Below are 17,574 nucleotides of genomic sequence, written 5' to 3'. Positions count from 1 at the left end.
GCAACCCAGGCGTGATTGCAGCCACTGCGGCTGACCGAAGGCGCGTGACGCCTAACCCTCGATGAACCGCCAGAGTTCGGGATCGGGTTCGATCTGCCCGCTGAGCACGAAATATTTGTAGAGCACGAGCAGGGAGATCGCCTGCTCGTCTCGCTCATTGGAAAATTTGCGGCAATAGGCGTTGGCTGCGGCGATGATGCGCTCCGCCGCCGCCGGGTGCGCTTCGAAATAGCGCACCTTTTCGCCGAGATCGGCGAAATCCGGATCGAGTGGCACATAGTGGACATTGGCTTCGAGTTGGCTCTCCGCGAACCATGTCTCGTAGGTCGGCGGCGGCATCAGGCAGAGCGAGTTCGAATTCATGATCCATTTGAGGTTGGTCGCCACGTCATTGCCCTCGAGCGAGACGATGTAGCGGTGGCGCAGATGCTGGCTGATGCTGAGAAAGGGCTTGCTGTATTCGGCCGGAGCACTTCGCTTGTGCGAACCCACGTCGCAGAAAGGCAGGTCGCGCGCTGCGTCCAGAAACCGTGTCCTGATCGGATTGTTGAGATCGCCGCGCCAGATCACGACCGGCAGCTTGTCGGCAAAGGCGACCGCGTCGTCCGGCATGTAAAAGTGGCGGAACTTGTTGAACTTCAGGATGACCGCGTTGCTGTTGTCGGCGCGGATCGGCCGATCCTTGACGAGTGTCGGCACCTTCGGCACATGCCTGACGTCGCCAAACTCCAGGTCGAGGAGCAATGCCCGATCGAAATAACGGGCGAACTCCTTCAGGTCGTAATAGTACATGCTCGGCTCAAACGGCATCTTGTCGATGCGCACCGCATCCGGGCTTGGCATAAAGGTGCCCTGCAGCTTGTTGTAGTCATTCAACCGCCGGCGCACGGCCTCATCCAAAAGCCTGGCCTGCTCCAGGCGGGCCGCCAACTGTCGTCGGAAGAGTGCCTGGGGGGCGATATCGCGCATGACGTTTCGCGCATAGTAGAAAACCTTCTGCGTCGTTCGTTTTATGGTGGCCATCGTACCACGTTGATATCAGGACAAACGCGACCAAAACACCCGGCAGCCCGAGATAGTTCCCGCGCCATGCTCACACGCCATTGTGCCAGGCATTTCGCAACCCGGTGTCATCCAAACGCGAGACCAATGGCGCCGACGCCAAATGTCGCCGGCGACTAGCCCGTTATGTAACGCCAGACCTCGGCATCGGGCTTGATCTGGCCGCTGAGCACGAAATATTTGTAGAGCACCAGCAGCGAGATCGCCTGCTCCGTCTGTTCGTTGTCGAATATCCGGCAATAGGCATTCGCGGCCGCGATGATGCGCTCGGCCTTCGCCGGGTGCCGTTCGAAATAGGCCACATGTTCGGCCAGGTTCGAGAAATCCGCTTCAAGCGGCACATAATGGACATTGGGCTCGAGCAGCCGTTCCGCGAACCACGTCTCATAGGTCGGCGGCGGCATCAGGCAGAGCGACTTCGAGTTCATGATCCATTTGAGATTGGTCGCCACGTCATTGCCTTCGAGCGAGACGATGTAGCGATAGCGCTGCTGCTGGCTGATGCTGAGAAAGGGCTTGGCGTATTCGGCCGGAGCGTTCGGCTTGTGCGAGCCGGCATCGCAGAACGACAGCCCGGACAAAGCCTTCAGAAATCTTGTCCTGATCGGATTGTTGAGATCGCCGCGCCAGACCACCGCAGGCAGCTTGTCGGTAAACGAAATGGCGTCGGCCGGCATCTGGAAGTGACGAAACTTGTCGAGCTTCATGATGACCGCGTTCTTGTCATCATCACGGATCGGCCGGTCCTTCACGATCGACGGCACCTTCGGCACATTCCTGACGTCGCCGAACTCCAGGTCGATGAGCAATCCGGGATCAAAGTAGCGGGCAAATTCCTTCAGGTCGTAATAGTACATGGTCGGCGTGAAGGGCAGCTTGCCGACGCGCACGGCATTCGCGCTTGGCGTGAAACCATCCTGCAGCTTGTTGTAGTAGTTCAACCGCCGGCGCGCCGCCTCATCGGAAAGCCTCGCCCTTTCCAGGCGAATGCCCAACGTGCGTCGGAACAATGCCTGCGGAACGACATCGCGCGCAAAATTTCGCGCATAATAGAAGACCTTTGCCGACGTCCGCGCAATTGTGGCCATGGTTCACTTGATCAAACGGGCAGCTCTCAAGACGCTGGGGCCCTGGCGTTTCCTACATCATTGTGGCGCCCATCTGGCAAGGCCCCGGCATATCTTCGACGTCAGCACCCACGCGCTGTCGTTTCAGCTGTTGTGTTTGACGGCTAATGCTCCTAGGCAGGTTCAGAGCCGCAAGGCAGGTCAAAGGGAGCCGATATGGCGCGAGCACCGAACTACGATCAGGAACGCAAGGAGCGCGACCGGCAGAAAGCGGCCAAAAAGGCCGAGAAGCTGGCGGCCAAGGTTGCCGCGCGGGAGCGGTCGAAGCCCGAGGCCAAAGTCGAAGCCGAAACAGGGGAATGACGGCAACAGGCCCGCGATTGCCGGCTCCGTCTTAACGCATGTCGCGCCGCGTCAGGCGGGCGCCTTGTCGCTGATGAATACATCCACTTCACGCGCCGCGGCGATGAAGGCGCGCCGGGCATTCATGGCCGGCTTGTCGCCGGCCAGCGCGTCGTGGCAGGCCTGAAGTGCCGCGCGATGCTTGGGACTGCGCTTGCCGGGCCAGCTGTTGAGGAGGTAATCGGAAGCCTCCCTCGCCGAACGCAAGAGCTGAGTGCTTCCTGCGGTGACGGACTTGACGGTCACCGGCGTTTCAAATCGGTTGTTTTCCATCGCCGCTCTTACGCCATCGGCGCCCATGAAGCGAGGCCGAAAGTGCACTCCGCGTCCGGACGCCGCTTTTTGCCCGGCGAGTGCCCTGCCGGTCCACGCCGCTAAGCGGCGACGACTGCAAATCCCCTGGCGCGAAGACCGCGCCGATCGTTGGCAAGCGACGCCACCAGCCGGTCGCGGCTGCCGATGATGTGGGCTGAAAGCCGGCGCGCCGCTTCATCGGCGTCGCCAAGCCGTGTTGCCGCCAGAATGGCGCGATGTTCGGCCCAGGCGCGGCCAAGGGCTGCTTCGTCGCGCACCTCCAGCCAGCGAGCACGCGACAGGCGCGTCATGGCATCGCGCACCGCCCTGAACAGGAATTCGTTGCCCGACAGCCGCGCCAGCTCGATGTGAAAATCCATGCCGACACGGTGCCATTCCTCGCGCGGAGTGTTTTCGTCGCAGGAATCGAGCATCGCCTCGATGACGTCGAGGGCCCTCCTTTCACCGTGCGCGCATGTCAGCCTCAGGGCCGCGACCTCGACCGCTTCGCGATAGACCGCGATCTGCTCAAGCTCGGCCAGGTTGATGGGCGAGACCGTCCAGCCGCGCCCGTCCCTGCCGACAAGACCCTCGGTCTCCAGCCGCAGCAGTGCTGCCCTGACCGGCGTGCGCGAGGCGCCGAAGCGGCCTTCGACCCATCGCTCGGTCAATTTCTCGCCGGGACCGATCTCGAGCCCCAGGATCATTTCGCGCAACTGCCGTTCGACATTCTGCATTTGCGACATCGCGCTGCCCTTTTCTGAAGCCGCATTGACAGCGGCCGGGTTGGCGTTCATGACGGATACCAGTTTGGTATCCCAAAGTGGTATCCGTAACAAGTGCTGATATCGAACAGGCAGGTCATGACACAGGAAGACGCTCAACAAAGCGGTTACAGCATCCACTGGCGGCGCAATCTTGTCGTCTGTTTCGCGGGCTCGTTCAGCACGCTCATCGCTATGACTCTGCTTTTGCCCTTCCTGCCGCTTTACGTCGAACAGCTCGGCGCACAGGGCCATGCGGCGATCGTGCAGTGGTCCGGCATCGCCTATGGCGCCACCTTTTTCGCCGCCGCCCTTGTCGCGCCGTTGTGGGGCCGGCTGGGCGACCGCTATGGCCGCAAGGTGATGCTGGTGCGCGCCAGCTTCGGCATGGCGATCTGCATGTCATTGACGGGCATGGTCGAGACGGTCTGGCAATTGGTGTTGCTGCGCCTGCTGATCGGCTTTGCTGGCGGCTATTCCTCCGGTTCGACCATTCTGGTGGCCATGCAGACACCCAAGGACCGCTCCGGCTGGGCGCTAGGCGTCCTGTCGGCCGGGATCACGGCAGGCTCGCTGGTCGGCCCCCTGCTCGGCGGCGTGCTGCCGCCGGTGATCGGCATTCGCGCCACCTTCCTGTTGTCCGGCGGCGTTATCTTCCTTGCTTTCCTGGCGACGACCTTCCTGATCAAGGAGAACCCGCGCCCGAAGCCCGCCAAGTCGGCGTCGGGCACAAAGCCGAAAAGCGGCTGGTCGCAGATCCCGGACAAACGCCCGGTGGTGGCCATGCTGGCGACCGGCATGCTGCTTGCCTTCGCCACCATGTCGATCGAGCCGATCATCACTGTCTATGTCCAGCAGTTCATCGAGGATCAGAGCCGCGTGACGATGGTCGCCGGCGTGGTGATGTCGGCGGCGGCCCTTGGGACGATCCTGTCGGCGTCATGGCTCGGCAAGCTTGCCGACCGTGTCGGCCACTGGAATGTCGTGGTTGGGGCGTTGGCCGCCTCGGCCCTGCTGCTCATCCCGCAGGCCTTCGTCACCGATGGCTGGCAACTGATCGGCCTGCGTTTCCTGATGGGCCTGGCGCTCGGCGGCCTGCTGCCCTGCATCACCAGCGTCATTCGCCACAACATCCCCGATGGCGTGGGCGGCAACGTGCTTGGCCTGGCGATTTCGGCGCAATATGTCGGGCAGGTCGCGGGGCCGCTATCCGGTGGCTTCGTGGGCGGTCACTTCGGCATGCGGGCGGTGTTTCTCGGAACATCGGTGCTGATGGCCGGCGGTGCCGTCTACAACTGGATTGTCCAGTCGCGGCGGACACGGCATATGGTGCTGGAGGCGGGCGAGCCCTGAGACGGGCCTGGCCCGCCGCCGCAGGAAGGAGCCTCGACATGACCTTCGCCGATCCGAACGGCAGCCGTATGCTTGTGTTTGCCGGCGGTCTCGTCGGCGCGGCGGGCGTGGCGCTGTCGGCAGCGGCCGCGCATCGCGGCGGCGCCTTCACCGGCACGGCCGCGTCATTCCTTTTGATGCACGCGCCGGTGTTCCTGGCCATCGGCCTCATCGGCGCGAATCGCTTTCTGCGGATCGCCAGCTTCGCCCTGCTTGCCGGGCTCCTGCTTTTCGCCGGCGATCTCCTCGCCCGCGATTTCCTCGGATCGAGACTGTTTCCGATGTCGGCGCCGATCGGCGGCACACTGCTCATCGCAGGCTGGCTGGGGATAGCAATTTCTGCCCTGACGCGCCCACGTCCTTAGGGAACCAGGAAAGGCTCAGTCCCGACGACGTTCGTGGCGGGCCACCACCTCGCGACTGCGCGTTGCGGGCTTTGTCCGGCGTTGCGCCTCCGGCCGTTCCGCGGCCGGCGCGATGCCCCAATAGTTGCGGTAGATGTCTTCGAACAGATGCTTGATGGGATGCATAGCTTTTCTCCCTTTGAATTGAATTGAATCGATCCAATCAATGGGCGCAGAAAGCTGAGCCGATCAGCTCCGCCTCCGCTCCACCAGGAAGCGAAGGTCGCGAATCCATAGGCCGGTTCTACCCCGGCGCCTGGATTGTGGCCGGTCGATCCGATGCTTCAATCGTTGCGATAGACGTCTTCGAACAGGTAGCCGATGGGAGCCATAACGCTCCACTCAAAGCCATCAAACAGAAGCGAATCCGCTTTGATTGGATCGATTCAAACATAAACTTGCAATCCTTGCTGAGTCAAGGGGAAATTTGAATCGATCCAACGAAAGTACTGGCTGCAAATCCGGAACGTGCTAAATGCATGTCAGGAGGCACGCACAATGGCGTCACTCACCGCAGGCAACCGAAGACCCGTCCGGCTGGCCGACATCGCCAAAGCGGCCGGCGTTTCGCACGGCACCGCATCCAATGTTTTCAGCCGCCCCGAGATCGTGCGCGAAGAAGTCCGCGAACGGGTTCGGGCAGCAGCCGAAGCGATGGGCTACGGCGGGCCTGATCCAAAGGGTCGGCTGCTGCGGGCCGGCAAGGTAAACGCCATTGGCGTGGCCACCGCCGAGCCCCTCTCCTATTTCTTCGACGATCCCTTTGCGCGCGTCATGATGGCGGGCATCTCGCAGGCTTGCGATGCGACCGGAGCCGGCATCTCCCTGGTCTCGGCCGCCAACAACGAACAGCTTGCCTGGAACATCCAGAGCGCCCTGGTCGACGGCTTCATCGTCTTCTGCATCGAAGGCGGTTCGCGCCTGGTGGAATTGGCGCGTGAGCGCAAACTGCCCTTTGTGGCGCTCGACCTGGATTCCGAGGATGGGTCCGTCGCGGCGATCGGTGTCGACAACATCGCCGGCGCCAGCATGGCGGCGCGCCATCTCACCGATCTCGGACATCGCCGCTTCGCGGTTCTGGCGCTGCCTTTCGCTGACGGCAGAACAGGTCTTGTTTCACCCGAGCAGGTTCGAGCCGCGACTTATGCGGGGACGCGCGACCGGCTCACCGGCTATCTCCAGGAGCTTTCCCGCGTTGGCGTCGACGCGTCCAAAGTGCCCGTCTACGAGACCAGCAACGATGCGGCGAGCACGAAGGCGGGGCTCGAAACCATCTTCGCTTCCGACCACCCGCCGACAGCCATCCTGGCGATGTCGGATAGGATAGCCTTGGTGACGCTCGAATGGCTGAGCGCGCGCGGGCTCAACGTCCCCGACGATGTTTCCGTCGTTGGGTTCGATGGTGTTCCGGAAGCATCGGTGTCCGAGCCGCCCTTGACCACCATCGCCCAGCCGATTGCCGAGATGGGCCGCCTTGCCGTCAGGGCGATCCTGGAGAGCGACGGGCCGGTCAGCCGGCAGCAACTGCCGGTCGAACTGATCGTGCGAGGCTCGTCGGCTCCGCCGCGCGGCTGAACCGCATTCCCCTCAGCGATTGGCCCTTGCCACGGCGGAGATACCGAAAGGCGCACGCACCGGCGTGACATCCTTTTGCGTCATGCGAGCCTTGCCGGAGCCGCCGATGGTCGACAGCCATTCGAGATAGAAGGCGAGCGCGAACTGCATGGCGATGCCGGCTGATAGCAACAGGCTGTCATAGGCAAGCCCGCCCGGATTGACCAGTTTCATCACCTGCGCGACCATGGCGATCACCGTGCCGGCGATGAAGACCGGCAGCGAGCGTTTGCCCAATATCGCCAACGGATGGTCAGGGCTGGTGCGGAACAAGCTGGAAAGCGCCGGCAAGACGACGATCAGATAGCTGACCGCCAGGATGTGCAGCAGTCGCGGCAGCGACAGGAACGTCTTGTCGAAGCCGCCGATCACCACGGGCAGGTTGAACCACGTTATGTGCCCCCAGAGCGGACTGTGCACCCATACCAGTGCCGCCAGCACATAGGCGGCGGCAGCGCCGACCAGCCAGCGGTTGACCGGAATGACACCGCCGCGCCTGACATGCAGCATGGCGGCCACGCCGATGTTGAACAGGAACTGCCAGGACAGAGGGTTCAGGAACCAGAAGCCGGGCTCGGGATAGTTGGGCGGGGCGATCTGCCAGATGCCGGCGACGAGCCACAGCGCACCGGACACGGCAAGTGCCACGGCGGGCCTGTAGCTGATGAACAGGACGAAGGCCGGTGCCATCAAAAGCAGCGCGGCATAGACCGGCAGGATGTTGTTGTAGCCGAGCTGGTGGCCAAGCGTGACGATGCCGACCAGCACTTCCGGCGTGTTCTTCATCAGCGGCTCGATATTGATCATCTTCAGCAGTTCCGGCCGCCCGGCAAGCACCGCCACGGCGCAGAACAGGGCCATCACCATCATCGTCGTGACGATGTGGGCGCTATAGAGCACGCCAGCCCGCCGCCACATCTTCAATGTCGCGAGAAGCCGGCCGCCCGGCCGGAACTTCGTGCCATAGGCGAGCGCGACCGAGATGCCCGAAATCAGCACGAATCCCTCGGCCGCGTCCGAGAAGCCGAAATTCTTGTAGGTCAGGGTCTCGAAAGCCGTGCCTGGCACATGATCGATGAAAATGGTGAGCAGCGCCAGCGCGCGCAGTACATCGATACGCGTGTCGCGTTCGGGCGAAACAGGGGTAGTCATCGACAAAAGGCCTCAAAGCTGGTTGTTCATGTCCAGCAATGCGACCCCCGGCGCACCGCTTCGATTCCTCCCATCGGGAGTATATCGGCGCTGAAACGGGCTGGAATGCGCCTGGTTCAATCAACTTTCGCGGAGCATGAAAATATTGCGTTTTGAAGCCGGCAAATTGAGCGAGACGTCATATAATCAAGAGGATGCGGGATGACTGGCGACAGCGTCGAAAACAGTCCGCTGCGGATGGATATGGCCTTTCCCTATCGTCTCCTGGGGGACGGCGGGGACGGCCGTGAATGCCTTTTCCTGCTGCATGGATCGGGGGTCGACGAGACCACCCTGGTGCCGCTGGCAAGACGGATCGCGCCCGGCGCCGTGCTGGTCGCGGCACGTGGCCGTATCCCCCAGGAGGACGGTTTTCGCTGGTTCGAGCGGATAACCCCGACGCGTTTCGAACAGAAGAGTATCCTTACGGAGACGGCTGCCTTCGCGGCATTCGCAAGCCAGGCCGCCAAGCGCCATGGGCTCGACCTCGATCGCGCGACCTTCCTTGGCTACTCGAATGGCGCCAACCTGATTTCCAGCCTGATGCTGCTCCATCCCGGTATCGTGCGCAGGGCGGCGCTGCTGAGGCCAATGCCCGTGCTCGACCAAACGCCGGCGACGGACCTGAAGGGAACCCGCGCACTGATCATCGCCGGGGCCGTCGACGAAACCTACGGACCCTTCGCGCCGGCGCTGGTGACGCTGCTCAGCCGGCACGGTAGCGAGATCGAGGCCCGGATCATGCCATCGGGCCACGAAATCGGTGATCCCGACGCCGCGATCGTCGGGCAATGGCTGGCGGGGCCGGCTGCCGTGGCGCACGTAGGCTGAAAGGTGACGCTATTTACCCCGGATTATCCCCGAAAGTGGCCTGGGGCTTCCTTTCTCCACAGCGGCGACATATCTCTGTTACAGACTGTCTATCGAGATACTGTTCACTGAGGGGGAGGTCTGCATGGCCGACAAGAACAGCATCACTCTGCTCGACGACACTTCGCAATTGCCGGTCATCGCAGCCAATCCAGCCGAAATCGCCAAGATCGAGGACAGCATCGACGTGCGCGATCGCGCCGCGATTTCGGTCTTTGGAGACCGCGCCCAGCAATCCGTCAGCGACTATGCCGACAGGATCCTGTCGCAGATCCGCAACCGCGATCTCGGCGACACCGGCGACCTCCTGACCGACATCATCATGAAGGCCAAGAACCTCGATCCGGCCTCGCTGAAAGACCAGGGTTTCCTCAGCAATCTGTTTTCGTCGTTCAAGGCGCGGCTGGAGCGCTTCAAGGAAAAATACGAGGATGTTGCGGGACAGATCGACCGCATCGGCCTGGAACTCGACCGCCACAAGGACACGCTGCGGCGCGACATCGCAGTGCTCGACGACCTGCACGAGCAGACGAAGGACTCCATCCTCAAGCTCGACGCCTATGTGCAGGCCGGCAAAAAATTCGTCGACGACTACCGCGCCAACGAACTGCCCAAGCTGAAGGCGGCGGCCGACGCCAAGGGCAGCGACGCGGGCGGCACATTGGAGGCGCAAGGCTATCAGGACGCGGTGCAAGCGCTCGACCGGCTGGAAAAGCGGGTTTTCTACCTCGTCCAGGCGCGCCAGCTCGGCATTCAGCAGCTGCCGCAGATCCGCATCGTCCAGTCCGGTGATGAGACGCTGATCGAGAATCTGCAGGCGACTTCGGCGCTGACCGTGCCCGCCTGGAAGCAGAAAATGGTCATCCTGCTTGGCCTGACCAACCAGAAATCGGCGCTCGAGCTGCAGAAGACGGTGACGGACGCCACCAACGAGATGATCCGCCAGACATCGAAGATGATGAAGGATCAGGCGATCTCGATCGAGGAGCAGGCGCAGCGCGGCATCGTCGACGTCGAAACGCTGGCGCAGGCCAACCGCGATCTCATCGACACCGTGCAAGGCGTGCTCAAGGTCCAGCAGGAGGGCCGGCAAAAACGGGCCGACGCCGAGAAGCAGATGGACCAGATGACCGCCGATCTCAAGAAAGCGCTCACCCAGGGCTGACGGAGGCTTGATGCCGAAGACGCTGACGTCGGTTCTCGTCCTTGCGGTCTCCCTGCTGCTGGCCGCCTGCAATTCCAGCAATGTGAAATTCTCGATCGTCTCCGGCTCCGAAAACACGGTGCTGGAGCCGATCGTGCAGGAGTTCTGCGCCAAGCAGGGTGCGACCTGCACCATCTCCTACCAGGGGTCGCTCGACATCGGGCTCGGCCTGCAAAAGCCTGATGGACTAGAGCAGGACGCGGTGTGGCCGGCATCGAGCGTCTGGGTCGACCTGTTCGATTCCGGCCGCAAGGTGCGCAACCTGACCTCGATCGCGCAGATGCCGGTCATTTTGGGCGTGCGCAAATCCAGGGCCGCCGAACTCGGTTGGGTCGGCAAGCAAGTGTTCATGAAGGACATCCTCGCCGCGGTGAAGGATGGCAAGCTGAAATTCCTGATGACCTCGGCCACGCAGTCGAATTCGGGCGCCAGCGCCTATCTCGCCATGCTGTCCAGCGCGCTTGGCGGCAAGCAGGTGATCGAGCCCGGCGATCTCGACAATCCGGCCGTGCACGACACGGTCAGCGCCCTGCTGCAGGGCGTCGAGAGGTCTTCCGGATCGTCCGGCTGGCTCGCCGACCTCTATGTCGAGTCCGCGCGTCAGGGCACGATCTATGACGCGATGTGGAACTACGAAGCGACGCTCAAGGAGGCCAACGATAAGTTAAAGCAGATGGGCGACGAGCCGCTCTATGCGATCTATCCGGCCGACGGGGTCGCCGTCGGCGATTCGCCGCTCGGCTTCATCGACCATGGCCACGGCCCGGCTGTCGAAAAATTCTTCACCGATCTGCTCGCCTACCTGCAATCGGACGCGGTGCGCAAACGCATCGCCGACACCGGCCGGCGGCTGCCGCTTGGCGGCTCGGCGATCCAGGCCGCGGCTGAACCGGACTGGAATTTCGATCCGGGCAAGCTGGTGACCTCGATCCGCATGCCGGAGCCGGCAGTGATCCGCAAAGCGCTGGATCTTTACCAGCAGGCCTTGCGCAAGCCGTCGCTGACGGCGCTCTGTTTCGACTTCTCCGGCTCGATGGAGAACGAAGGCGAGAAGCAGCTCCAAGCGGCCGCACAGTTCCTGTTCACACCTGAGAAGGCGAGCGAAGTCCTGGCGCAATGGACGCCCGCGGACCGCATCTTCGTGCTGCCCTTCGACGGCACGGTGCGCACCGTTTTCGAGGCGAGCGGCGACCTGGCCGGGCAGAGCCAGTTGCTCGGCGATGTCGCGGAGCAGCATGCCGGCGGCGGCACGGACATGTATGCCTGTGCCGAACAGGCGCTGCAGAAAATCACCGCAACCGCCGAGCTTGCGAAATACCTACCGGCGATCGTCATCATGACCGACGGCCGCACCGATGGCAGCGCCGACCGCTTCCTCGAGCAATGGCATCAGGCGCCGGTGCGCGTGCCGGTGTTCGGCATCACCTTCGGCGACGCCGACAAGAGCCAGCTCGACAGCCTCGCCAAGGCGACATCGGCGCGCGTTTTCAATGGCAGCGGAGATCTGGCAGGCGCCTTCCGCGCCGCTCGCGGCTACAATTAAGGCAGGACATGCGCGGCTTTGGCAATGATTGGAACTGGATTGTGGCGGGCCTGATTTCCGCCGCGCTGCTGATCGGTCTGAGCGCCCTCACCCAGTTCCCGTTCCTGGTCTCGGCGGTGATCTCAGCGCTGGTCTTCGCCGGGCTGGTGTTCGTGCTGGCGCCGCGTCAGCTGTTCGAAGGGCTCGATCTGAGCACAATGAACGGCAGCCGCGTTGCGTTTGCCCGCGAACTTCTAGCGCAGGCGCAGCCGGCCGCCGACCGGCTCACGGCAGCTGCCGGCTCGATCGCCGACAAGGACATGAAGGTCAAGGTGAAGAACCTGTCCGACATTGCCGCCGATGTGATTTCCAAGGTCGAACAAAAACCGGAGACCGCGCCTTCGGTGCGGCGCTTCCTTACCTATTATGTGCCGCAAGCGGCGGAGGTGGCGGAGGGCTACGCGACGCTGGCGAACCGGCGGGCGCCAAGCCAGGCGCGGCTTGCGAATGTCGGTGCTGTCATCGCCAAGCTGCAGGACGCCTTCGTCCATTATTCCGACAGCCTCGCCGACAGTGAGCTCGGTACGCTCGACGTTGACCTGCGACTCATTCAGGAGTCGCTCAAAGAGGATATCGGTCGCTGATGGCCATTTCACGCCGCGCTTTCGGACTGGGACTGCTGGGTACCGCCGCGGCCGGCACCGGCGGCTATCTGACGCTGAAAGACCGGCCGGAATTTCGCGGCTATCTCGGCAACCGGGCACATCTGTTCGGCTTCATCGGCGGCGAGAAGCAGGCCTTCCTCGCCGATCCGGATGTCGTCCATGCGCTCGGCGGATATGGGCTGGAGCTCGACGCGCGCGTCGCCGGCTCGGTCGAGATGGTCCGCGAACAGGTATTGTTGTCGCAGAAGCCGCAGTTCCTGTGGCCGTCCTCGTCGATCATGGTCGATCTGGCGCGTAAAAGCGGCGTGGCGATCCGCAACGACCAGGTCGTGCTCAATTCACCGATCGTCGTCTACACCTGGGGACCGGTGGTCGAGGGGCTGAAAAAGAGCGGGCTGGTCACCGTCGCCGCCAAGGGCGGTTATAACCAGCTCGACCTCAAGGCGCTGCTCGAGGCCATCCTTGCCGGCAAGAACTGGTCGGATCTGGGCATCGCCGAGCTCTACGGCCGGACCCGGATTGTCTCCACCGATCCGAACCGTTCGAATTCGGGCTTCATGTTCGCCGGTCTGGTGCTGAGCCTGATGAGCGGCGACGTGGCGACGCAGGAGCTGCTTGCCCAGCATGGCGACCAGGCCAAGGCGATCTTCCGTAGCATGGGGTTGAAATCCTCATCTTCGGGAAAACTGTTCGACCAGTACATTGCCGGCGGTCTTGGCGCCGAGCCGATGGTGGTGGGTTATGAGAACCAGCTGGTGGAATGGGCGCTTGCCGACCCGGCCCGCTGGCAACGCGTGCAGGCCGGCGCCGGCGCCAAGCCTGAAATCCTCTACCCGCGCCCGACGGTCTATTCGGCGCACCCGCTGATCACCATAGACCCGACCGTCGACAGGTTGCTGGAAGCACTGACCAGTCCGAAGCTGCAGGAGCTCGCCTGGTCGAAGCACGGTTTCCGTGGGCCGCTCGGCACGGTCGCGGCCGGCAGCGACACCATTGCCGGTGTGCGACCGGCGGAAATCGAGGCAGTGCTGCCCATGCCTTCGGCCGACGTGATGCTGACGCTGCTGTCGCAGTTGGACGGATAGAGCCTACCGCCCCATCCTGTTCCAGGCGTCGAGGCCGGCGATCTTGTAGGCCTCCGCCAGCGTCGGATAGTTGAAGGTGTTGTTGACGAAGAAGTCGACGGTGCCGCCGAGATTGATGACGGCCTGGCCGATATGGATCAGCTCAGTTGCGCCCTCGCCCACAATATGCGCGCCGAGCAGGCGGCGCGTCTCGATCGAGAACAGGAGCTTCAGGAAGCCGGTATCGACGCCCATTATGTGGCCGCGCGACGTCTCGCGGAAGCGCGCGACACCAACCTCATAGGCACCGCCGCTCTGGCGCACCTGCTCCTCGGAATGGCCGACCGTCGAGATCTCCGGCACCGCATAGATCCCATAGGGAAAGGTTTCCGGCGGCGGTGGCAACGTCACGCCGAAAGCATGGCAGGCCGCCACCCTACCCTGCTCCATCGATGTCGAGGCAAGACTCGGAAAGCCGATGACATCGCCGGCGGCGTAGATGTTCGGCACGCTGGTCTGGAAAGTCTGCGGATCGACCCTGATGCGGCCCCTGGAGTCGGCCTCGATGCCGATCACGTCGAGACCCAGGCTGCCGACATTCCCGGTGCGGCCGGCGGCGTAGAGCACGACCTCCGAACGAATGGTGCGGCCGTCGGCCAATTCCACCTCGGCGGCTTCGGGCCTGGAGCGGATTTCCTTCACCGCGCTGCCCAGCCGGATCGTCATGCCGCGATCGCGCATCTGGTGGATGAAATCGTCGACGATCTCGCGGTCGACGAAATCGAGGATGGAGTTGCGCGGCTCGACCAGTGTCACGGGTACATCGAGCGCGGAAAAGATCGTGGCATATTCGACGCCAATGACGCCGGCGCCGATCACGGTCAACGTGCGGGGCAGGCGGTGGAGCTCCAGCATCTCGTCGCTGTCGAAGACACGGGTCTTGTCGAAAGGCACGTCGCTCGGCCGGTGCGGCCGGGTGCCGACCGCGATCAGCGCATTGGCGAAACCGACTTCGCTGTAATCGCCATTGTCCGATGTCAGGCTGACCTTGTTGGGGCCGAGGAACTTCACCGCCGCACGCGCGCTCTTGACCGCGTTGCGCATGAACTGGTGCTGCAGCACCTCGACCTCGTGGTCGAGCGTCTTGTGCAGGCGCTCGATCAGGTCGCCGACCGAGATGTCCTGCTTGACCCGGTAGCCGCGCCCGTAAAAGCCGCGCTCGCGCCAGCCTGACAGGTTAAGGACCGTTTCGCGCAGCGTTTTCGAGGGGATCGTGCCGGTGTGCACGGAGACGCCGCCCAGGCGCCGGCCGCGGTCGACCACCAGCACCGATTTGCCGAGCTTGGCCGCTTGCACCGCCGCGCGGCGGCCGGAAGGGCCGCTGCCAATGACCAGCATGTCGTAGTCCATATCGCCCCGTCCCTCGCCTCTTTCCCAGAGTGCTTTTGTTGCGCCGCAACAAGCTAATGCCATCCGCGTGCCAAATTCAACCGGTTCGGATTATGCTCGTCGCGGTTCGAGCCTTGCGCCCCGGTGATAGTCCTGGCCTTGATTCCGATACAGAACTTCACCATCTCATCATCGAGTGGCCCGCACCCTATGTCGGGCCTCGTTACGAGGAAATGACATGAACGCGCGCGTTCTCGACGGCGAAATCATCAATACCCGGCTCGACGATGTCAGGGCCTATGAAGGCGTGCGCACGAGGCGCATCCTGGCCTTCGTGCTCGACTACGTCATCGTCGCATTGCTCACCATTCCCTTCGCCATACTGGTGTTCTTCCTCGGACTCTTGACCCTCGGGCTTGGCTGGATGCTGTTCGGCATCCTGGTGCCGGCCGTCGCCATCCTCTATATCTGGAACACGCTGGGCAGCGCCGACCAAGCCACCACGGGCATGAAGATGATGGGCATTCGCCTCGACCGACTCGACGGCAGGCCGATCGATGGCCTCACCGCGGTCGTCCACTCCGTGCTGTTCTGGGCCGGCAACGTCATCCTGTCGCCGCTGGTCCTGCTGGTGACCCTGGTCGCTGATCGTAAGCGCACGCTACATGACCTTCTGCTCGGCACGGTGGTCAGCCGCACCGGCCGTTAAAGGCATTTTTCGGAAGCGCTCCCGTCGCGTCAGCGCAAATGTGAAGGCGTCCGCTTGCCCGCGCCTTCACAATCCTGTTGAATTTTTCGCTTTCCGCGCCAAAGGTAGAGCGACTCGAAGGAGTGTTTCCAAGGCTCGATGACGCAGCATCCGACCCAGTCGCCGCAGTTCTTCCTGACCGCGCCGTCGCCGTGCCCCTATCTCGACGGCCAGTTCGAGCGCAAGGTGTTCACGCATCTGGTCGGCGACAAGGCCTCCGAAATGAACGACCTCCTGACGCAAGGTGGCTTCAGGCGTTCGCAGAACATCGCCTACAGGCCGGCTTGCGAGACCTGCCGCGCCTGCGTTTCGGTGCGCATCCTCGCCCAGGAATTCGTTGCCAGCCGCAACATGAAGCGCGTGCTGCAGCACAATTCCGATCTCGTCGGCGCGATGCACGATGCCGAGCCCTCGACCGAACAATATTCGCTGTTCCGCAGTTATCTCGACGCCCGCCATCGCCGCGGCGGCATGTCCGACATGACGGTGCTCGACTATGCCATGATGGTCGAGGACACCCATGTCGACACCAAGGTGATCGAATACCGGCGGCGCGGACCCGATACCTTCATCACCGGCAAGGGTCAGGGCGAACTCATCGCGGTGGCGCTCACGGACAAGATGGCCGACGGGCTGTCGATGGTCTATTCCTACTTCAATCCCGATTTCGAGGAGCGTTCGCTCGGCACGTTCATGATCCTCGACCACATTGCCCGCGCCAAGGCGATGGGCCTGCCCCATGTCTACCTCGGCTACTGGGTCAATGGCTCGCGCAAGATGAATTATAAGATGCGCTTCATGCCGCAGGAGCATCTCGGCCCGAAAGGCTGGGAACGCTACACCAACGAAGCGGTTTCACGCTGAGTTTTTCCACGATCCACGCTTAAACTGTTTCAACGCGGGCGATGCTGGTCTTCCAGCCGGTTGGCTGGAGAGAGTGCGCCATTGCACCGGCCAGCCACCAGCCTGTATTTCATTGCGAAAGTTCCTGCATGTCCTCTCCCTACGATCACCAGAAAGGTCTTTTGATAACCGCCATCGGCGGCCTGACACTGACTGTCGACATACCATTGATCCGCCTCGCCGACGGTGGCGCATGGACGATCATGCTGCTGCGCACCGGCACCACATTCGTCGCGGCTATGATCATCTGGTCGGTCTGGCGCTCCCTGAGCCGGAACGCCCCGCCGCTCATCCCCGGCTGGTCGGGGCTGATCGTGGCAATATGCTATGGGCTGACCAGCGTTACCTTCATCACTGCCGTGTACCACACATCAACCGCCGACCTGGTGTTCATCCTGGCCTTCAACACGGTCTTCGCGGCGCTGCTGTCGTGGATATTCCTCGGGGAAAGACCGCGGCTGGCGACGATCATTGCCATGGCTGTCATGATCCTCGGCGTGCTGGTCATCGTAGGCGGCTCGATCGGCACCGGTCACCTCTTCGGCGATTTCATGGCGCTTTGCTCGGCTTTCTTCGTCGCGGTGGCCATCACCATCTCGCGCGCCAGCGGCAAGGACATGGGTTTCACCTCACTCGTCGGCGTCCTTCTGCCGCTTGGGCTGGCAGCCTTCATGGTCACCGGCGAAGGCTTTCATGTGAATGCGCCATGGTGGATCATCTTCAACGGCGCCGTCATCATGCCGATCTCGTTCTTCTGCCTCGCGGCCGGGCCGAAATACATTTCAGGACCGGAAGTGGCGATGTTCTACCTGCTCGAAACCGTGCTGGCGCCAGTCTGGGTGTGGATGATTTTTGCCGAGACGCCGACCCGCAACAGCCTGATCGGCGGCGGGATCCTGACCGTCACGCTGGTCGCGCATTCTCTCTGGCAACTGCATGACGGCCGCAAGCGCCGCGTAGACTTCGCTGTGCACCATCCGGTGTAGGAGAACAGGGCCAGTATAAGGGTATCTGGCTTT

The 17,574-nt window shown here is 62.8% G+C and carries 19 protein-coding genes; 12 read left to right on the top strand and 7 right to left on the bottom strand.

Features of this window, described 5'->3' with window-relative positions:
- Positions 1 to 51: 51 nt before the first annotated feature.
- Positions 52 to 1,023: a glycosyl transferase family 90 gene (locus tag FJ548_RS05890; RefSeq protein ID WP_140777291.1), complete on the bottom strand. Its 972-nt coding sequence runs from the start codon at positions 1,021 to 1,023 to the stop codon at positions 52 to 54.
- Positions 1,024 to 1,178: 155 nt separating this feature from the next.
- Positions 1,179 to 2,150: a glycosyl transferase family 90 gene (locus tag FJ548_RS05885; RefSeq protein ID WP_140777289.1), complete on the bottom strand. Its 972-nt coding sequence runs from the start codon at positions 2,148 to 2,150 to the stop codon at positions 1,179 to 1,181.
- A 195-nt stretch (positions 2,151 to 2,345) separates the two neighbouring features.
- Here FJ548_RS05885 and FJ548_RS05880 point away from each other — a divergent pair, with 195 nt between their 5' ends.
- Complete coding sequence (locus FJ548_RS05880) at positions 2,346 to 2,492, top strand: hypothetical protein (protein WP_140692699.1); 147 nt, start codon at positions 2,346 to 2,348, stop codon at positions 2,490 to 2,492.
- Between the two features lie 51 nt (positions 2,493 to 2,543).
- On the opposite strand, the gene FJ548_RS05875 is transcribed toward FJ548_RS05880, so the two are convergent.
- Entirely contained in the window at positions 2,544 to 2,804 is a 261-nt protein-coding gene (locus tag FJ548_RS05875; protein WP_140610007.1) for a DUF982 domain-containing protein, read from the bottom strand.
- A 101-nt stretch (positions 2,805 to 2,905) separates the two neighbouring features.
- A complete protein-coding gene (locus tag FJ548_RS05870; RefSeq protein ID WP_140777381.1) occupies positions 2,906 to 3,571 on the bottom strand; it encodes a GntR family transcriptional regulator in 666 nt (221 codons plus the stop codon).
- 117 nt (positions 3,572 to 3,688) lie between these two features.
- Here FJ548_RS05870 and FJ548_RS05865 point away from each other — a divergent pair, with 117 nt between their 5' ends.
- Positions 3,689 to 4,942, top strand: a complete 1,254-nt coding sequence (locus FJ548_RS05865) for a multidrug efflux MFS transporter (protein WP_140777287.1) — start codon at positions 3,689 to 3,691, stop codon at positions 4,940 to 4,942.
- Between the two features lie 38 nt (positions 4,943 to 4,980).
- The gene (locus FJ548_RS05860) at positions 4,981 to 5,346 is read left to right on the top strand and encodes a DUF423 domain-containing protein (RefSeq protein WP_140692706.1); all 366 of its coding nucleotides are present in this window, start codon (positions 4,981 to 4,983) and stop codon (positions 5,344 to 5,346) included.
- Positions 5,347 to 5,361: 15 nt separating this feature from the next.
- Here FJ548_RS05860 and FJ548_RS29760 read toward each other — a convergent pair whose 3' ends face one another.
- Entirely contained in the window at positions 5,362 to 5,511 is a 150-nt protein-coding gene (locus FJ548_RS29760) for a hypothetical protein (RefSeq protein ID WP_181165594.1), read from the bottom strand.
- Positions 5,512 to 5,883: 372 nt separating this feature from the next.
- Between FJ548_RS29760 and FJ548_RS05855 the strand changes: the two genes are divergently transcribed.
- Positions 5,884 to 6,960, top strand: coding sequence for a substrate-binding domain-containing protein (locus tag FJ548_RS05855; RefSeq protein ID WP_140609974.1), 1,077 nt, complete (start codon positions 5,884 to 5,886; stop codon positions 6,958 to 6,960).
- Positions 6,961 to 6,972: 12 nt separating this feature from the next.
- On the opposite strand, the gene FJ548_RS05850 is transcribed toward FJ548_RS05855, so the two are convergent.
- The gene (locus FJ548_RS05850) at positions 6,973 to 8,151 is read right to left on the bottom strand and encodes an OpgC family protein (protein ID WP_140777285.1); all 1,179 of its coding nucleotides are present in this window, start codon (positions 8,149 to 8,151) and stop codon (positions 6,973 to 6,975) included.
- 201 nt (positions 8,152 to 8,352) lie between these two features.
- On the opposite strand from FJ548_RS05850, the gene FJ548_RS05845 reads away from it, so the two are divergent.
- The 5 genes from FJ548_RS05845 to FJ548_RS05825 all read left to right on the top strand — a co-directional run bounded on the left by FJ548_RS05845 (position 8,353) and on the right by FJ548_RS05825 (position 13,536).
- A complete protein-coding gene (locus FJ548_RS05845; protein ID WP_140777283.1) occupies positions 8,353 to 9,021 on the top strand; it encodes an alpha/beta hydrolase in 669 nt (222 codons plus the stop codon).
- A 124-nt stretch (positions 9,022 to 9,145) separates the two neighbouring features.
- Entirely contained in the window at positions 9,146 to 10,225 is a 1,080-nt protein-coding gene (locus FJ548_RS05840) for a toxic anion resistance protein (protein ID WP_140762860.1), read from the top strand.
- A 10-nt stretch (positions 10,226 to 10,235) separates the two neighbouring features.
- Positions 10,236 to 11,807, top strand: coding sequence for a substrate-binding domain-containing protein (locus FJ548_RS05835; RefSeq protein ID WP_140777282.1), 1,572 nt, complete (start codon positions 10,236 to 10,238; stop codon positions 11,805 to 11,807).
- A gap of 8 nt (positions 11,808 to 11,815) precedes the next feature.
- Entirely contained in the window at positions 11,816 to 12,430 is a 615-nt protein-coding gene (locus FJ548_RS05830) for a 5-bromo-4-chloroindolyl phosphate hydrolysis family protein (RefSeq protein WP_140777280.1), read from the top strand.
- Positions 12,430 to 13,536 carry a substrate-binding domain-containing protein gene (locus FJ548_RS05825; protein ID WP_140777278.1) on the top strand — a complete coding sequence of 369 codons (1,107 nt, stop codon included), beginning with the start codon at positions 12,430 to 12,432 and terminating at the stop codon, positions 13,534 to 13,536. The genes FJ548_RS05830 and FJ548_RS05825 overlap by 1 nt, the downstream gene beginning before the upstream one ends.
- A gap of 3 nt (positions 13,537 to 13,539) precedes the next feature.
- Here FJ548_RS05825 and sthA read toward each other — a convergent pair whose 3' ends face one another.
- Positions 13,540 to 14,925 carry a Si-specific NAD(P)(+) transhydrogenase gene (gene sthA / locus FJ548_RS05820; protein ID WP_140777276.1) on the bottom strand — a complete coding sequence of 462 codons (1,386 nt, stop codon included), beginning with the start codon at positions 14,923 to 14,925 and terminating at the stop codon, positions 13,540 to 13,542.
- A gap of 217 nt (positions 14,926 to 15,142) precedes the next feature.
- Here sthA and FJ548_RS05815 point away from each other — a divergent pair, with 217 nt between their 5' ends.
- The 3 genes from FJ548_RS05815 (at position 15,143) to FJ548_RS05805 (ending at position 17,541) form a co-directional block, all read left to right on the top strand.
- Positions 15,143 to 15,613 carry an RDD family protein gene (locus tag FJ548_RS05815; protein WP_140777274.1) on the top strand — a complete coding sequence of 157 codons (471 nt, stop codon included), beginning with the start codon at positions 15,143 to 15,145 and terminating at the stop codon, positions 15,611 to 15,613.
- A gap of 138 nt (positions 15,614 to 15,751) precedes the next feature.
- Positions 15,752 to 16,516 carry an arginyltransferase gene (locus tag FJ548_RS05810; protein WP_140609965.1) on the top strand — a complete coding sequence of 255 codons (765 nt, stop codon included), beginning with the start codon at positions 15,752 to 15,754 and terminating at the stop codon, positions 16,514 to 16,516.
- Positions 16,517 to 16,644: 128 nt separating this feature from the next.
- Positions 16,645 to 17,541 carry a DMT family transporter gene (locus FJ548_RS05805; protein WP_140777272.1) on the top strand — a complete coding sequence of 299 codons (897 nt, stop codon included), beginning with the start codon at positions 16,645 to 16,647 and terminating at the stop codon, positions 17,539 to 17,541.
- Positions 17,542 to 17,574 lie beyond the last annotated feature (33 nt).

Origin of the sequence: Mesorhizobium sp. B2-4-17 (assembly GCF_006441275.1) — a bacterium.
Taxonomy (GTDB): domain Bacteria; phylum Pseudomonadota; class Alphaproteobacteria; order Rhizobiales; family Rhizobiaceae; genus Mesorhizobium.
Note: the sequence above shows the minus strand (reverse complement) of the source record. Positions and strands in the feature narration are given on the sequence as shown.

Coding starts and splice junctions, on each gene's coding strand:
- FJ548_RS05875 (WP_140610007.1), bottom strand. CDS start 2,804: ATGGAAAACAACCGATTTGAAACGCCGGTGACCGTCAAGTCCGTCACC.
- FJ548_RS29760 (WP_181165594.1), bottom strand. CDS start 5,511: ATGCATCCCATCAAGCATCTGTTCGAAGACATCTACCGCAACTATTGG.
- FJ548_RS05835 (WP_140777282.1), top strand. CDS start 10,236: ATGCCGAAGACGCTGACGTCGGTTCTCGTCCTTGCGGTCTCCCTGCTG.
- FJ548_RS05810 (WP_140609965.1), top strand. CDS start 15,752: ATGACGCAGCATCCGACCCAGTCGCCGCAGTTCTTCCTGACCGCGCCG.
- sthA (WP_140777276.1), bottom strand. CDS start 14,925: ATGGACTACGACATGCTGGTCATTGGCAGCGGCCCTTCCGGCCGCCGC.
- FJ548_RS05840 (WP_140762860.1), top strand. CDS start 9,146: ATGGCCGACAAGAACAGCATCACTCTGCTCGACGACACTTCGCAATTG.
- FJ548_RS05805 (WP_140777272.1), top strand. CDS start 16,645: ATGTCCTCTCCCTACGATCACCAGAAAGGTCTTTTGATAACCGCCATC.
- FJ548_RS05890 (WP_140777291.1), bottom strand. CDS start 1,023: ATGGCCACCATAAAACGAACGACGCAGAAGGTTTTCTACTATGCGCGA.
- FJ548_RS05825 (WP_140777278.1), top strand. CDS start 12,430: ATGGCCATTTCACGCCGCGCTTTCGGACTGGGACTGCTGGGTACCGCC.
- FJ548_RS05855 (WP_140609974.1), top strand. CDS start 5,884: ATGGCGTCACTCACCGCAGGCAACCGAAGACCCGTCCGGCTGGCCGAC.
- FJ548_RS05845 (WP_140777283.1), top strand. CDS start 8,353: ATGACTGGCGACAGCGTCGAAAACAGTCCGCTGCGGATGGATATGGCC.
- FJ548_RS05860 (WP_140692706.1), top strand. CDS start 4,981: ATGACCTTCGCCGATCCGAACGGCAGCCGTATGCTTGTGTTTGCCGGC.
- FJ548_RS05815 (WP_140777274.1), top strand. CDS start 15,143: ATGAACGCGCGCGTTCTCGACGGCGAAATCATCAATACCCGGCTCGAC.
- FJ548_RS05880 (WP_140692699.1), top strand. CDS start 2,346: ATGGCGCGAGCACCGAACTACGATCAGGAACGCAAGGAGCGCGACCGG.
- FJ548_RS05830 (WP_140777280.1), top strand. CDS start 11,816: ATGCGCGGCTTTGGCAATGATTGGAACTGGATTGTGGCGGGCCTGATT.
- FJ548_RS05865 (WP_140777287.1), top strand. CDS start 3,689: ATGACACAGGAAGACGCTCAACAAAGCGGTTACAGCATCCACTGGCGG.
- FJ548_RS05870 (WP_140777381.1), bottom strand. CDS start 3,571: ATGTCGCAAATGCAGAATGTCGAACGGCAGTTGCGCGAAATGATCCTG.
- FJ548_RS05850 (WP_140777285.1), bottom strand. CDS start 8,151: ATGACTACCCCTGTTTCGCCCGAACGCGACACGCGTATCGATGTACTG.
- FJ548_RS05885 (WP_140777289.1), bottom strand. CDS start 2,150: ATGGCCACAATTGCGCGGACGTCGGCAAAGGTCTTCTATTATGCGCGA.